We start from the raw sequence: 16,574 nt of genomic DNA, 5'->3' as shown, positions 1-16,574 counted from the left end.
CCATTCCGTACTGCCAAGGCGAAGACATGCGCATCCTTTTGCTCTTCCTGACGTTCCTCCTGGCTGGTCCGTTGCAGGCCAACCCGTTCGACGCCAAACCTGACTTCCTGCCGGTCAACCAGGCGTTCGTCCTCACTCACGACCGCCAGGCCGATGGCCAGATGCGCCTGTATTTCCAGATCAAGCAGGGTTACTACCTGTACCAGAAGCGCCTGAAGTTCGACGGCTTGACTGCCGAGCAGCAGCCGCAACTCCCCCCCGCCCTTAATCACCATGACGAGTTCTTTGGTGACAGCGCGGTCTACCGCGACCAGCTCGAACTGCTGATCCCGGCCAATGCCCAGGGCCAGTTGCGCCTGGGCTGGCAGGGCTGTGCCGATGCCGGCCTGTGCTACCCGCCGCAGACCACCGCCATCGACCTGGGCGGCAGCGCGACGCCGGCCGCCGAACAAGCCAGCGACCAGGCACTGGCCAGCGGCCTGCAGAGCGCCAGCCTGGCCTGGAGCCTGCTGGCGTTCTTCGGCCTCGGCCTGCTGCTGGCCTTCACCCCCTGCTCGCTGCCGATGCTGCCGATCCTCGCCGGCCTGGTCCTGGGCAACGGCGCCAGCGCCCGGCGTGGCTGGCTGCTGGCCGGGGTGTATGTGCTGAGCATGGCGCTGGTGTATGCGGCCCTGGGTGTGGTCGCGGCACTGCTGGGGGCCAGCCTGCAGGCGTGGCTGCAGCAACCCTGGCTGCTGGGTAGCCTGGCCGGCTTGTTCATCCTCCTCGCCCTGCCCATGTTCGGCGCCTTCGAACTGCAACTGCCGGCGGCCCTGCGTGATCGCCTCGACCGCGCCGGCCAAGGCACCCGCGGCGGCAACCTGTACGGCGCAGCGCTGTTGGGCGCCCTTTCCGGCCTGCTGCTCGGCCCCTGCATGACCGCGCCGCTGGCGGGTGCGCTGCTGTTCATCGCGCAGAGCGGCGATGTGCTGCAAGGTGCGCTGGTGCTGTTCAGCCTCGGCCTGGGCATGGGCGTGCCACTGCTGTTGCTGGTGACCCTGGGCAACCGTTACCTGCCACGCCCGGGCGCATGGATGAACCGGGTCAAGGGCGTGTTCGGCTTCGTGTTCCTGGCCATGGCCCTGTACACCGTGCGCAGCCTGCTCGCCGCCCCCGTACTGCTGGCCCTGAGCGGTGCCTGGCTGATCGCCCTGGGCTGGGCCACGTGGCCGGCCCTGCAACGCTTGCCGGCGCTACGTGCCGTCCCGCTGCTGGGCGCCTTGTGGGGTGGCCTGCTGCTGGTCGGCGCTGCTGCAGGGGGCGACGATCTGTGGCAACCGTTGCGGCCGTTCGCCGGTGGCACCGCAGTCGCTACCGTGCAGAAGGCCGACGAGCACTTCGTCACGGTCAGCAGCCCTGAAGCCCTGCAACGCGAGCTGAATGCCGCCAAGGCCCGCGGCCAGTGGGTCATGGTCGACTACTACGCCGACTGGTGCGTGTCGTGCAAGGTCATGGAAAAGCAGGTGTTCACCCGCCCCGACGTGCAAACCAGCCTGGCCGGCGTACACCTGCTGCGCCTCGACGTGACCGCCGACTCCGCCGCCAGCCGTGCCCTGCTGCAGCGCTACCAGGTGCCCGGCCCGCCGAGCATCATCTGGCTCGGACCGGAAGGCGAAGAGCGCCGCGCCCGACGCATCACCGGCGAGGTGGATGCCGCCGCGTTCCTGCAACACTGGACCCAGACCCGGAGCCAAGGCTGATGCTGACGGTAAGCCTAGGGCCGCTGACCATGGCCCTCAACCACCTGCTCATGCTCACCGCCCTCGGCGTCGCCTGTCTGGTTGGCTGGTGGGTCGCCCGGCGGGGCGGCGAAAGCCCGGAATCGGCGCTGTTCAACCTGTTCCTGGTCGGTCTGCTGTGCGCCCGCCTGGGTTTCGTGCTGGCCTACTGGCCGATGTACCGCGACGACCTGGTGCAAGTCATCGACATCCGTGACGGCGGCTTCCTGCTCTGGTCGGGCCTGATCGGCATCGTCCTCGCCACCCTCTGGCAGGGCTGGCGCCAGCCTGGTCTGCGGCGCCCGCTGGGCTGGGCACTGTTCAGCGGTGCGCTGTTCTGGGGCCTGACCAGCCTGGGCAGCCACCTGTACAGCAAGGGCACCGCACTGCCCGAACTGAGCCTGCGCAATGCCACTGGCCAGTCGGTGGCCCTGCACAGCTACCGTGGCAAACCGCTGGTGATCAATATCTGGGCCACCTGGTGCCCGCCATGCCGCCGGGAAATGCCGGTGCTGCAACAGGCCCAGGGCGAATACCCCCACGTGACCTTCATTTTCGTCAACCAGGGCGAGACGCCGGAAAACGTCACGACCTTCCTCGCCACCACCGGGCTGAGCCTGACCCATGTGCTGTTCGACGGCACCGGCGCGCTGGCCCAGCGGGTCGGCTCGATGGCGCTGCCCACCACGCTGTTCTACGACGCCGACGGCCGCCTGATCGGCAGCCACCTCGGCGAGCTGTCGCGGGCCAGCCTGCGTCATGCCCTGGAACCTTTCGAGCGGGCCAAGGCGCCCGCCCCTGCCGCACAAGGAAACTGACATGCGATTGACTGCCCTGCTGCCCCTGTCCCTGGCCCTGCTGGCCGCCCCGCTGGTGCAGGCCGAAGACCTGCCCAAGGCGATCCAGCAACTGCAAGCCAAGGGCGCCGAGATCAAGGGCAGCTTCGATGCGCCCAACGGCCTGCGCGGCTATGCCGCGGAGTACCAGAACAATGCCCTCGCCTTGTACCTGACCCCGGACGGCAAGCACGTGCTGGTCGGCAGCCTGTTCGACGAGCAGGGCAAGGACCTCAGCGCCGAACCGCTGCAGAAGCTGGTGTACGCGCCGATGAGCAAAGAGATCTGGGCGAAGATGGAGAAAACCTCCTGGATCGCCGACGGCAAGGACAGCGCGCCGCGCAAGGTGTACCTGTTCAGCGACCCCAACTGCCCATACTGCAACATGTTCTGGGAGCAGGCGCGGCCCTGGGTAGACTCGGGCAAGGTGCAGTTGCGCCATATCATGGTCGGCATCATCCGCGAAGACAGCCCGGGCAAGTCGGCGGCACTGCTGGCCGCCAAGGACCCGGCCAAGGCCCTGCATGAGCACGAGAAAGCGGGCAAGGCGAGTGCCTTGAAACCGCTGGACAAGGTGCCGGATGCCGTGCAACAGAAGCTGGCGGCGAACATGGCACTGATGGAGGAGATGGGGCTGCAGGCGACGCCGGCGATCTTCTATCAGGATGAACAGGGCAACCTGCAGAGCCAGCAAGGCGCACCGCGGCCCGAGTTGCTCGGGAAGATTCTCGGCAAGCGCTGAATCTGAAATTGCCGGGGCTGCTTTGCAGCCCATTCGCGACACAAGGTCGCTCCTACAGGAATACGCGATCTCCTGTAGGAGCGGCCTTGTGTCGCGAAAGGGGCGCAAAGCGCACCCAGCTATCTAGAGCCCTTCCAGCTCAGCCATCAGGTCACTGAGCCGATCAGCCTTGGCCTCATCCACCACACTGCCCTGCAACCCGCGCACATATTCGGCCAACTCCTCCACCGTGCTGCACTCGAACATCGCCCGCAGCGGCACGTTCAGCTGCAACTGTTTCTGCACCCGCGAAGCGATCTGCGTGGCCAGCAGCGAATGCCCGCCCAGCTCGAAGAAGTTGTCATGCACACCGACACGCTCGGCCTTCAGCACATCGACCCAGATGCCGGCCAGCGCCGCCTCCAGTTCATCCCTCGGCGCCTGGTAAGCCTGGCTGTGCTGCCCGCCGATCTCGATGGCCGGCAATGCCTTGCGATCAAGCTTGCCGTTGGCGTTGTGCGGCAGGCTGGCGAACCAGCCCCAGTGCAACGGCACCATGTACTCCGGAAGCTCCGCACGCAGGCGCTGCTTGACCTGCTCCAGCAACGCGGCGTTGGCAGCCACGCCCTGGTGCGCCACCAGGTAGCCCACCAAGTGCTTGCCATTGGCACCTTCCTGCACCCCGACCGCCGCATCGCGAATCTCGGCCTGCTCGTGCAGACGCGCCTCGATCTCGCCCAGCTCGATGCGGTAGCCACGGATCTTCACCTGGTGGTCGATGCGCCCGACATACTCCAGCACCCCGTCCGGGCGCTGCCGCGCCAGGTCACCGGTACGGTACAAGCGTTCGCCCGGCGCTCCGTGCGGGTGCGGGATGAAGGCCAGTGCCGTGCGCACCGGGTCGCCGACATAGCCACGGCCGACGCCGGTGCCAGCCACGCACAACTCGCCCACCGCCCCCAGCGGTACCAAAGCCTGGTCCTCGCCATACAGGTAAAGGCGGTTGTTGTCGGTCGGCGTGCCGATCGGCAGGTAACTGCCCTGGGTCGAGGCCATGTCGACGCGGAAGAAGGCCACGTCATCCGAGCACTCCGCCGGCCCGTAGGCATTGACCAGGCCGATCTGCGGATAACGCTGCAGCCACTGCGCAGCGAGTTCCGGCGGCATCGCCTCGCCAGTCGGCAACATCCAGCGCAGGCCATCGAGCGCCTGGTGATCGTTGGCCAGCATGCCCTGGATCAGCGATGGCACGCTTTCCAGCACCGTGATGCCGGTGGCCTGCACATGCGCGAGCAAGCCTTGCGGGTCATGGGCGATGGCGTTCGGCACGATCTCCACCCGGGCGCCGAACAACGGCGCGGCGAGGAACTGCCAGACCGAGATGTCGAAGCTTTGCGAGGCGGTCTGGGCGATCACGTCGTGCTCGCTCAAGGCCAGGTACGGCACCTTGCTCAGCTGGTTGTTGAGCATGCCGCGCTGCTCGACCATCACGCCCTTGGGCAGCCCGGTGGAGCCGGAGGTGTAGATCACGTAGGCCAGATTGTCCGGCCCACTGTGGATGCCCAGGTTCTGGCTGGCGACGCTGCTGCCCTGCACCTCTTCCCACACCAGCAGCTGCGGCCGCGTCACACCCTCAAGTTGAGCCAGCAACTGACGCGCCTGCTCGGCGCAGGCCGCGCTGCACACCAGCACCGGCGTGCGGCTCAGCTCGACGATACGCTGCAGGCGCGCCGACGGCAGGCCCGGGTCCAGCGGCAGGTAGCCGGCGCCGGCCTTGAAGCAGCCGACGATCATGCCCAGCAGCGGCAAGCCCCGCTCGGCCAGCAGGGCAACCGGCTGGTCGATGGCCACGCCCGCGGCAACCAGGGCATGGCCCAGACGGTTGGCCGCGAGATTCAGCCCGGCGTAGTCATAAGACGCTTCGAGGCAGCGGGCCACGGTGCGCTCAGGGTGGGCAGCCACCTGCGCTTCGAACAGTGCCACATAGCTCTGCTCCAGCGGGTAGGCGTGCCCGGTGCGGTTGCAGTCGTCGAGCAGGAAGCGCTGTTCCTCCTCGCCCAGCAACGGCAATTCACTCACCTCCCCGTCAAAGCCTTGCACCAGGGCCAGCAGCAGGCGCTTGAACTCGGCCAGCAGGCGTTCGACGGTCGGATAGTCGAAATAGCGTTGGTCGAATGACAGGTGCAGGCCCAGATCATCGCCCGGGTAGCACACCGCCGTCAGCGGGAAGTTGGTGTGGGTGCGACCCGAATCGGAGCTGGCGTTGAGGTGCTGGGCGTGGTCGATCACAGCGGTTTCCACCGGGGCGTTCTCGAACACGAACAGGCTGTTGAACAGCGGCTGGCCCTTCGGCAGTTCACTGCAGTCCTGGATCGCCACCAGCGGCAGGTACTCGTACTCGCGCAGCTCCATGTTGCGTTCCAGCACGCCCTGCAGCCACTGGCGCACGCTGCGGCGCTGGCCCGGCTCGGGCAGTTGCACGCGCAGGGCGACGCTGTTGATGAACAGGCCGACCGTACGCTGCATCTGCGGCAGGCTCACCGGGCGCCCGGCCACGGTCACGCCGAAGGCCACGTCGCGATCACCGCTGTAGCGCGCCAGTACCAGCGCCCAGGCCGCTTGGGCGAAGGTGTTGATGGTCAACTGATGGGCCTGGGCCAGTTCGCGCAGGCGCACGCCATCACTCACCTCCAGGCGGGTGTAGCAGTCACCCACCACCATGCCGTCACCGGCGTGGTCGTTGCGCAGCGGGCGGTCGCTGGGGAGCGCCGTGGCGCGCTCGAAGCCGGCCAGGTTGGCCTGCCACCAGTTGCGCGCTTCGTCCATGTCCTGGCGTTGCAGCCAGCCGATGTAGTCGCGGTAGCGCGGCGGCACCGGCAACTGGGCCTGACGGCCTTCGCCGAGGGCCTGGTAGAGCACGAAGAAATCGTTCATCAGCAACGAGCGGCACCAGGCATCGATGAGGATGTGGTGGTTGCTCATCATGAACCAGTAGCGCTCGTCATCGACCCGCACCAGGCGCAGGTGGAACGGCGCCTCCTGCAGCAAGGCAAAGCCCGCCTCCCGCTCCTGTTTGTGCAGGACTTGCAGGCGCGCCTCCTGGGCCGCTTCGTCAAGGCCGCGCCAGTCCTGATAGTCCACCGGCGTGCTGCCCGGCTTGTGGATGATCTGCAGCATGGTCTCGCCGGCATTCCAGCTGAACGAGGCGCGCAGGGCTTCGTGACGCGCCACTACGGCCTGCCAGGCCTGGGCGAAACGTTGCGGGTCCAGGGCGCTGTTGATGCGATAGCGGTCCTGCATGTAGTACAGGCCGGTGCCCGGCTCCAGCAGGGTGTGCAAGAGCATGCCCTCCTGCATCGGTGTCAGCGGGTAGACGTCTTCGATCTGTGCGGCGGGCACCGGCAGCGCGTCGATCTGCTGCTGGCTCAGGTGCGCCAGCGGGAAGTCCGAGGGCGTGAAGCTGCCGTTGCCATCGACCAGGCAGTGGCTGACCAGCACCAGCAGCTCCTGGCGATAGGCGTCGGCCAACTGCGCGATGGTGCGTTCGTCATAGCGCTCGCGGCTGTAGGTCCAGCGCAGTTGCAGGGCGCCGCCATAGACCTGGCCGTCGATGCTGAGCCAGTTCGGCAGCGGTGCATCCAGATCGTGGGCCAGGCCGGCCGGTGCATCCAGCGGCAGGAACAAGGCGGCCTCGTCGAATTGTTGGTCGAACTGGCCCAGGTAGTTGAAGGTGATGCGCGCCTGCGGCAAGGCCGCCATGCTTTCGCGGCTGGCCTCATCGCCCAGATAGCGCAGCACGCCGTAGCCCAGCCCTTTGTGCGGAACCTGACGCAGCTGTTCCTTGATGCGCTTGATCGAAGTGGCACGCGCAGCTTCGTCGTCGCCGGCCTGGGGGTTCAGGCGCAGCGGGTAGGCGTTGGTGAACCAGCCGACGCTGCGGGTCAGGTCCATGTCCTCGAACAGGCCATCGCGGCCGTGGCCTTCGAGCTGCACCAGCACTTCCTGATCACCGCTCCAGCGGCACAGGGTGCGGGCCAGCGCGGTCAGCAGCAGGTCGTTGACCTGGGTGTGGTAGGCCGCCGGTGCCTGTTGCAGCAACTGCCGGGTCTGCTCTGCGTCCAGGCCGATGGCCAGGGTGTCGGCATGCCGGTGCAGGTTGCCACCCTGCGGGTGATCGCACGGCAGCTCATGGCGCACGGTGCCAAGCTGGCCTTGCCACCAGTCCAGCTCGTCACGCAGCGAATCGCTGCCGGCGTAGCTGGCCAGGCGCGCAGCCCAGTCGGCCATGGCGTGGGTCTTCGCCGCCAGTGGCTGGCCACGATACAGCGCCTGCAGGTCTTCGAGCAGCACGCGCCAGGACACACCGTCGACAACCAGGTGGTGGATCGCCAGCAGCAGGCGCTGGGCGCCCTGCCCGTCACTGACCAGCAAGGCGCGCAACAGCGGGCCCCGTTCCAGGTCGAGGCTGCGTTGCACGTCGGTGTACAGCGCCTGGCAGTCGGCGAAGTCGGCGACCGTGGCGGTCCACAACAGTTGCTCGGCAGACACCGCAGCGAAGGACGCCTGCCCCTGGGCGAAGCGCAGGCGAAGGCTGTCGTGGTGCGCTACCAGCGCAGCCAGGGCCTGCTCCAGGGTGGCGCGGTCCAAGGCTTGGCGTGCCTCCAGCAGCACCGCTTGGTTCCAGTGCTGCGGCTGGGCCACATCACGGTCGAAGAACCAGTGCTGGATCGGCGTGAGGCCGCTACGCCCCTCGCGCGGGCTTTGTTCGATGCTGCTCGGCGCGGCGCTGCGGCTGACCACGGCCGCCAGGGTCTGGATGGTCTGGTGCTGGAACAGGTCACGCGGGGTGAACTGCAAGCCCAACTGGCGCGCGCGGCTGACCACTTGAATGGACAGGATCGAGTCGCCGCCCAATTCGAAGAAGTTGTCCTGCACACCCACGCGAGACAGGTTGAGCACTTCGCGCCAAACCTGCGCCAGCTGCTCCTCCAGCTCATTGGCCGGGGCCTGGTAATGCTGGCGGGCCTGCTCCAGGTCCGGTGCCGGCAGTGCACGACGGTCGAGCTTGCCGTTGCCCATCAGCGGCAGGCGCTCGAGCAGCACCAGGTGCGCGGGCACCATGTAGTCCGGCAGATGCTGACGGGCATCGGCCTTGACCGCTTCGCGCAGTGCGGCCTGAGATTCGCTATCGGCAGTAGCCTGCTGGCACACCAGGTAACCGACCAGTTGCTTGCCACCCGGTAAGTCAAGGGCAAGGACCACCGCCTCGTCGACATCGGCGTGTTCCTGAAGGCGGCTTTCGATTTCGCCCAGCTCGATGCGGAAACCACGGATCTTCACTTGCTGGTCGGCACGGCCGACGTATTCCACCAGGCCATCGGCACGCAGGCGCACCAGGTCGCCAGTGCGGTACAGGCGTCCGCCATCGCGGCTGAACGGGTCGGCGACAAAGCGCTCGGCGCTGAGGCCCGGGCGGTCGTGATAACCCTGGGCCAGGCCGGCACCGCCGACGTAGAGTTCGCCGATTCCGCCTTGTGGTAACAAGGCCAGGTCCTCGTCAAGGATGTAGGCGGTACGGGCACCGATCACCCGGCCGATCGGCACGCTGCCGGCGTCGGCGGGCATCACCTCCGGCGCCAGGCAGGCCAGCGGCATGACCACGGTTTCGGTGGGGCCGTAGGCGTTGAAGAACTGCTGCGGGGCAAAGGCCTGGCGAATGCGTTGCAGGTGCTCGCCGGTCAGCGCTTCGCCGCCGGTAATCACCAGCCGCACCGGCAACTGCTCGCCCAGCCCGGCCAGGTACTGGGCCAACTGGCTGCCATAGCTCGGGGTGAAGCCGAGCACGCTCACCTGCTGCTCGCGCACCAGCTGGCAGATGTCCTCGGCGCCCCATTGGCGCTGGGCCCGCAGCACCACGCGGGCACCGCACAGCAGCGGTACCAGCAAGCGTTCGCTGGCCGCATCGAAGTTGATCGAGTAGAAGTGCAGCTCGCAGTCGTCGCTGCGCATGCCAAAGGCGTCGATCACCGCCTGGCAGTGCATGGCGATTTCGCCGTGGCTGACCACCACGCCCTTGGGCTTGCCGGTGGAGCCGGAGGTGTAGATCAGGTAGGCCTGATGCTGCGGCATGTTGAGGTTGTCCAGCGGCGCATCGCTGTAGGCCGACAGATTCGGGGCATCGTCTTCCAGGCTCCAGCGTGCCACGCCTTCAGGCAGCTCACCAAGGGTTTCGAGCAGCGCACGCTGGCTCAGCAGCAGGCCGATGCGGCTGTCTTCGATCATGTAGCGCAGGCGGTCGAGCGGGTATTCCGGGTCGAGCGGCACATAGGCGCCACCGGCCTTGAGAATGGCCAGCAGGCCGACCACCATCTCCAGCGAACGCTCCAGCGCCAGGCCCACGCGCACCTGCGGGCCGACCCCGCGTTCACGCAGGGCACGGGCCAGGCGGTTGGCCTGCTGGTCGAGCTCGGCGTAGGTCATGTGCTGGCCGGCGAAGGTCAGTGCACCCGCTTTCGGCGTACGCGCCGCCTGGGCGGCAAACAGGCCGTGCAGCGTCTGGTCGAGGGCGAAGTCCTGCTCGCCCTGCAACTGGCCGATCAGCATTTGCTGCTCGGCATCGGCCAGCATCGGCAATTCGCACAGGCGCTGCTGCGGGTTGTCGAGCAGGCCGACCAGCAGCTGCTGCCAGTGCTCGGCCATGCGCGCGATGCGCGGCTCGTCGAACAGGTCGCGGCTGTAGGTCAGGCAGCAGCCCAGGCGGCCGTCGAGGTCGGTGACTTCCAGGTACAGGTCGAACTTGGTGGCGCTGGCGTCGTTGATCAGGTAATCCACCTGCATGCCGGCCAGCTCACGGCTCTGCTGGAAAGCCCAGCGCTGCACGTTGCACATCACCTGGAACAGCGGGTTGTAGGCGCTGCTGCGCGGCGGTTGCAGGGCCTCGACCAGCTGGTCGAACGGCAGGTCCTGGTGCGACTGGCCTTCGATAGCGGCCTGGCGCACCTGGTCAAGCAAGGCGGCGACGGTCATTTGCCCGTCCAGTTCGCAGCGCAGCACCTGGGTGTTGAGGAAGGCGCCGATCAGGCCTTCGCTTTCCGGGCGGATACGGTTGGCCACCGGAGCGCCGATGCGCAGGTCGCGCTGGCCGCTGTAGCGGTGCAGCAACGCCGCCAGCGTGGCGGTCATGGTCATGAACAGGGTCAGGCCGCGCTGGTTGTTGAACGCATGCACGCGGGCGACCAGTGCCGGGTCCAGGTCGAAGCGGTACAGCTCGCCGCGATGGCTCTGCACGGCCGGGCGCGGGCGATCGGCGGGCAGCGCCAGCACCGGGTGCTCATCGCCGAGGCGGGCTTTCCAGTAGGCCAACTGACGTGCGCCCTCACCGCTTTCAAGCCATTGTCGTTGCCACACGCTGTAGTCCAGGTACTGCACCGGCAGCGGTGCCAGTGGCGACTCGCGGTCATCGACGAAGGCTTCGTAAAGCTCGCCCAGTTCGCGGGCGAAGATGTCCATGGCCCAGCCTTCGGTAACGATGTGGTGCAGGGTCAGCACGAAGTAGTGTTCACGGTCCTCGGTCTTGGCCAGGCAGGCACGCAGCAGCGGGCCGCGTTCCAGGTCGAATGGCTGGTGGGCCTGGTCGTCAGCCAGTTGTTGCAGGCGCTGCTGACGGGTATCGGCCGGCAGCGCCGTGAAGTCCTGCCAGTCCAGTTGCAGCCCGCTGTCATCGGCCACGCACTGGTACGGCACGCCGTCGATGCTCGGGAAGGTGGTACGCAGGGTTTCGTGGCGCACGATCAGCGCCTGCAGGGCGCGTTCGAAGGCATCCACATGCAGCGCGCCCTTCAGTCGCGCCATGCCGCCGACGTTATAGGCGGGGCTGTCCGGCTCCATCTGCCAGAGGAACCACATGCGCTGCTGCGAGTACGACAGCGACACCGCCTGGCGGCGGTCTACCAAGGCGATGGCGCCTTGCTGGTTGCATTCACCGGCAGCGCGGATACGGGCGATTTCCTCACAGAACGCAGCCAGCTCGCTGGCCTCGAACAGCGCCTTGAGCGGCAGCTCGACATCGCACGCCTGGCGGGCACGCGAGACGATCTGGGTGGCCAGCAGCGAGTGGCCACCCAGGGCAAAGAAGTCATCGTGCAGGCCGACCTGCGGCAGGTTCAGCACCTCGCGCCAAATGGCCGCCACCTGCTGCTGCAGCGCCGTCTGTGGCTCGACATGGGCACGCTGCTGCCAGACCGGTGCGGGCAATGCCTTGCGGTCGACCTTGCCGCTCGGGCCCAGCGGCATGTGCTCCAGGCCGATCAGTTGGGACGGCACCATGTACGCCGGCAATTGCTCAGCCAAGGCGCCCCGCAAGCCGTCGGACAAAGCACTGCCGCTGTAATAACCGACCAGCTGCGCACCGACCGCATCCTGATGAATCAGCACCAGTGCCTGTTCGACACCCGGCTGCGCCAGCAGGCAGGCCTGCACTTCTTCCGGCTCGACGCGGAAGCCACGCACCTTGACCTGCTGATCGAGACGCCCGAGGTATTCCAGGGCTTCACTTTGCACCTGCCAGCGGGCGCGGTCGCCGCTGCGGTACAGGCGCGCGCCATTACCATCGGCCTGGGGCACGAAACGTTCGGCAGTCAGGCCCGGGCGGCCCAGGTAGCCACGGGCCAGACCACCGCCCAGGTACAGCTCGCCTGGCACGCCCGGCGTAGCCAGTTCAAGCTCATCATCCAGCACCCGGCAGAGCACGTTAGCCAGCGGGCGACCGATCGGCGAGCGCTCGCCATCCTCAGCCTGGCAATGCCAGTGGGTGACGTTGATAGCGGTTTCGGTCGGCCCATAGCGGTTGTGCATCTGCACCTGTGGCAGAAGCTGCAATACACGGTCACGCAGGCTCGCCGATAACGCTTCGCCACCGGAGAACAACCGGCGCAGGCTGCTGCAGCCAGCGGCCAGCGGCTCCTGCACGAACACCTGCAGCAGCGGCGGCACGAAGTGCAGCGTGGTCACGCCATGCTGCTGCACCAGCGCGGCGATACGCTGCGGGTCGCGGTGCTCGCCGGGGCCGGCCAGCACCAGCTTGCAGCCGGTGATCAGTGGCCAGAAGCATTCCCACACCGACACGTCGAAGCTGATCGGAGCCTTCTGCATCAGCACATCACTGGCATCCAGCGCATAGCGGGCCTGCATCCACTGCAGGCGCTCGGCCAGGGCGGCATGGGTGTTGCCCACGCCCTTCGGCTGGCCGGTGGAGCCGGAGGTGTAGATCACGTAGGCCAGGTTGTCGCCCTGCAAGTGCAGGCCCGGCGCCTGGCTTGGCCAGCTGTCCAGGTGCAGCTGGTCGAGGGCGATGGCGCTGACGCCATCGACCTGCGGCAATGTGCCTAGCAGGCTGCTGTGGCTGAGCAGCAGGCTGGCCTGGCAATCACCCAGCATGTAGGCCAGGCGCTCGGCCGGGTAGTCGACATCCAGCGGCACGTAAGCACCGCCCGCTTTGAGGATGGCCAGCAGGCCGACCAGCAGCTGCGGCGAACGCTCGACCGCGATGGCAACGCAGGTGTCGGGGCCGACGCCTTTGTCGCGCAGGTAGTGTGCCAGGCGGTTGGCCTGCTGATGCAGCTCGGCGTAGTCGAGGCTACCGCCCTCCCAGACCAGCGCGATGCGCTCCGGGGTCAGGCGGGCCTGTTCGTTGAGCTGCTCGACCAGCAGCCGCTGCGGGGCGGGCGCGGGTGCCTCACCCCATGCCAGCAGTTGCTGGCGGCCCTGCTCGTCCAGCAGCTGTACGTCACCCAACGGCAGCTGCGGTTGCGCGCAGACTTGCTCGAGCAGGGCCAGCAGGTGCTGCGCCAGGCGCTTGACGGTGCTGGCTTCGAACAGCTCGGCGGCGTAATCGAAGGCCAGGCTCAGGCGGCCCTGGTGGTCTTCCTCACTGTGCAGCTGCAGGTCGAACTTGGCTTCGCGGCTGTGCCACGGCAGCTCTTCGGCGAGCAGGCCCGGCAGGCGGCGCAATGCTGAAAGGTCACGCTGCTGGTGGTTGAACATGACCTGGAACAGGCCCTGTTCACGCGCTTCGGGCAGGGCTTCGAGCAGTTGCTCGAACGGCAGGTCCTGGTTGGCCTGGGCGTCGAGGGTCGCCCCACGCACTTGGGCCAGCAGCTGGGCGAACGGCAGGCGGCCATCCAGCTGCGCACGCAGCACCTGGGTGTTGATGAAGAAGCCGACCATGCCCTGGGTTTCCTGGCGCGGGCGGTTGGCATTGGGTACGCCGACGCGGATGTCACCCTGGCCGGTGTAGCGGTGCAACAGGCCTTGCCAGGCGGCCAGCAGGACCATGAACAGGCTGGCCTGCTGTTCGCGGGCCAGGCCCTTGAGGGCATCGGCCAGCTTGGCCGGCACTTTTACGCCCAGGCGGGCAGCGCGGTTTTCGTGCTGGCTGGAGCGCGGCTGGTCCGGATACAGGTCGAGCACCGGCAAGTCGTCACCCAGAGCGGCTTTCCAGTAGCCGAGCTGACGTGCGCTCTCGCCCTCGGCCAGCCACTGACGCTGCCAGGTACCGTAGTCGGCGTAACCCAGTGTCAGTGCCGGCAGTTTGGCGTCCAGGCCCTGGCAACGGGCGGCATACAGCTTGGCAAACTCGTCGAGCAGGATGTTCAGCGACCAGCCGTCAGCGACGATGTGGTGCAAGGTCACCCACAGCTGGTGGTCTTCGTCATCCAGACGCACCAGGGTCACACGCAGCAGCGGGCCCTGGGTCAGGTCGAAGGGCTGCTGCGCCTCTTGCTCGCGGCGCGAGATCACTTGCTCAAGCGCCAGCCCTTCCAGGTCCAGGCGCTGAAGGGTGAAAGGCTGCTCCGCCAGGACGCGCTGCAACGCCTGCCCATCCTCCTCGCTGAACACCGTACGTAGCGATTCGTGACGTGCTACCAGCGACTGGAATGCGGCTTCAAGTGCTACCTCATCCAGCTCGCCGCGCAGGTGCAGCCCGGCAGGAATGTTGTAGGCCGCAGACTGCGGCTCAAGCTGCCAGGTCAGCCACAGGCGGTTCTGTGCCAGCGACTGCGGCAATGCCTGGCCACGGCTCAACGCTGTGATAGCGGTGGCCCCCCCTGCGCCTTCAGCAAGGATGGCTGCAACCCCCGCGCTGTACTCGGCCAGCGTCGGCGCCTCGAACAGGGTCCGCAGGCTCAGCGGGATACCCAGCTCGTCCGCCAGGCGGGCAGTGACCTGGGTAGCGGCGATGGAGTTGCCACCCAGCAGCAGGAAGTGATCATCCGCGGCAACCGCCTCGACCTTGAGGACCTCGCGCCAGATGCCGGCGATGCGTGCCTTCAGGTCATCGCCAGTTGCTGCATCTGCAGCCGACTCGGCAGCCGTGGGGAAGCGCGCAAAGCAATCCAGGCTGCCATCATTCATGCGCAGGCGGCAGGCCGAACGCTGCAGCTTGCCGCTGGAGGTCTTCGGTAGTGCACCCGGATTGAGCAGCAGGACAACGGCTGGCGCCTGGCGACAGGCCTCGGCGATCACCTGGCGCAGGGTCTTGATCAGGTCCTCGGGTTTTACCGCCTTTTGCACGTTGCGGCTGATTTCCACCGCCACACCGATGCCCTCCTCGCCCCGGTCGTCGACGGCGAACACGGCCACCCGGCCCTTGCGCAGGACTTCGACCTCACGCTCCAGAGTCTTTTCCAGGTCCTGTGGGTAGAGGTTCTGACCGCGGACGATCAGCATGTCCTTCAGGCGCCCGGTGACAAACACTTCGCCGTCACGCATGAAGCCAAGGTCACCAGTGCGCAACCAGGTCTGGCCGTCCATTTCGACGAAGGTGCGCGCCGTGGCCTCAGGGTTGCGCCAGTAACCCAGGGCGATGCTCGGGCCTCCGGCCCAGATCTCGCCAACCAGATTGTCGCCCAGCAGCTCACGCTGCTGTGGCTCGACGATGCGCACCACGTGGCCTGGCTGAGGGTAGCCACAGCTCATCAATACACTGCCCTTGCCGGCCTCGGCGCGGTTGGCGGCGAATGCCTCGGCGTCCAGTTCCAACGCGCCGATGCCCTGGCCACGGCGACTGCCACTGACGAACAAGGTAGCTTCAGCCAGGCCATAGCTGGCAAAGAAGCTGCTCGCCTGAAAACCGCAGGCGGCGAACTTGTCGGCGAAGGTGGCGAGGCTGTCCTGGCGGATCGGCTCGGAGCCGGAATAGGCTACACGCCAGCGGCTCAGGTCGAGGCCGGCCAGGGCCGCCTCGCTGACCCGTTCGCTGCACAGCCGGTAGGCGAAGTCCGGCCCGCCGCTGATGGTACCGCCGTATTCGCTGATGGCCTGCAACCAGCGCAGTGGCCGGGCGAGGAAGTAGCCCGGCGACATCAGCACGCACGGCACGCCACTGAAGATCGGCTGCAGCAAGCCGCCGATCAGACCCATGTCGTGGTATAGCGGCAACCAGCTGACGATCACATCGTCGGGGTTGAGGTCGATGCCGAAGCCCGCGCGAATCAGCTGCTCGTTGGCCACCAAGTTGCCGTGGCTGACCTGCACGCCCTTGGGCAGCGCGGTGGAGCCAGAGGTGTATTGCAGGAAGGCGATGTCGTTCGCATTCAGCTCAGGCTCGCGCCAGTGATCGGCCAGCGCCGGATCCAGCGCATCCACTGCCAGCAGTTCGGGCGCGTTGTCGCCGCTCAGGGCTTCAAGATCCTGCAGGCTGTCATGCAGTGTACCGACGGTCAGCAGCAGGCGCGGTTCGGCGTCGTCGATGATCGACAGCAGGCGCTCCTGATGATGGCGGCGTGACGACTCCGGTGGATAGGCCGGCACGGCAATGACCCCGGCGTACAGGCAACCGAAGAATGCCGCTACGTAGTCCGGGCCGCTGGGGAACAGCAGCACGGCCCGCTCGCCGAACCCGGCGCGGGCCTGCAATGCCGCGGCGATGCTGCGCGCACGCGCATCCAGGTCGCGATAGCTGAGCACGGCCTGCTCGCCGGGAGCATCGGCCAGAAAGCGCAGGGCGATGCGGTCCGGGGTCTGCGCGGCGCGTTGCGCCAGGGCCTGGACCAGCGAGAGCGGGAGTTCGAAGGCGTCCGTCATGGGGGGTTCCTGCCAGTGTCTGGTTGAGTCGGGCTGGCTGCCCCGCACAAGGTCGGCGGGCAGCGGCAGCGGCCGGATGTACACAGGGGAACGGATGGGCGCGGCGGGAAATTAGCAGTGTGAGCGGGGGCGCAAGGTGAATTGCGTCACGCCATTCTGCTTAGAACCGAAACTAAT

General features: G+C 67.2%; 4 protein-coding genes. 3 read left to right on the top strand and 1 reads right to left on the bottom strand.

Annotated features, from left to right (window positions below; genetic code table 11):
- The first annotated feature begins 26 nt into the window (after positions 1 to 26).
- The 3 genes from dsbD to dsbG are packed head-to-tail and all read left to right on the top strand — an operon-like array spanning position 27 to position 3,335.
- Complete coding sequence (gene dsbD / locus ACLEJU_RS16925) at positions 27 to 1,739, top strand: protein-disulfide reductase DsbD (protein ID WP_435423617.1); 1,713 nt, start codon at positions 27 to 29, stop codon at positions 1,737 to 1,739.
- On the top strand, positions 1,739 to 2,575 hold the full coding sequence (locus ACLEJU_RS16920; protein ID WP_435423618.1) for a prolipoprotein diacylglyceryl transferase family protein: 837 nt from the start codon (positions 1,739 to 1,741) through the stop codon (positions 2,573 to 2,575). Before dsbD ends, ACLEJU_RS16920 begins: the two co-directional genes overlap by 1 nt.
- Position 2,576: 1 nt before the next feature.
- Complete coding sequence (gene dsbG, locus ACLEJU_RS16915) at positions 2,577 to 3,335, top strand: thiol:disulfide interchange protein DsbG (RefSeq protein ID WP_435423619.1); 759 nt, start codon at positions 2,577 to 2,579, stop codon at positions 3,333 to 3,335.
- Between the two features lie 123 nt (positions 3,336 to 3,458).
- On the opposite strand, the gene ACLEJU_RS16910 is transcribed toward dsbG, so the two are convergent.
- On the bottom strand, positions 3,459 to 16,397 hold the full coding sequence (locus tag ACLEJU_RS16910; protein WP_435423620.1) for a non-ribosomal peptide synthetase: 12,939 nt from the start codon (positions 16,395 to 16,397) through the stop codon (positions 3,459 to 3,461).
- Between the last annotated feature and the right edge of the window lie 177 nt (positions 16,398 to 16,574).

Origin of the sequence: Pseudomonas sp. SMN11, from assembly GCF_052041945.1 — a bacterium.
In the GTDB taxonomy this organism is placed as follows: Bacteria; Pseudomonadota; Gammaproteobacteria; order Pseudomonadales; family Pseudomonadaceae; genus Aquipseudomonas.
Note: the sequence above shows the minus strand (reverse complement) of the source record. Positions and strands in the feature narration are given on the sequence as shown.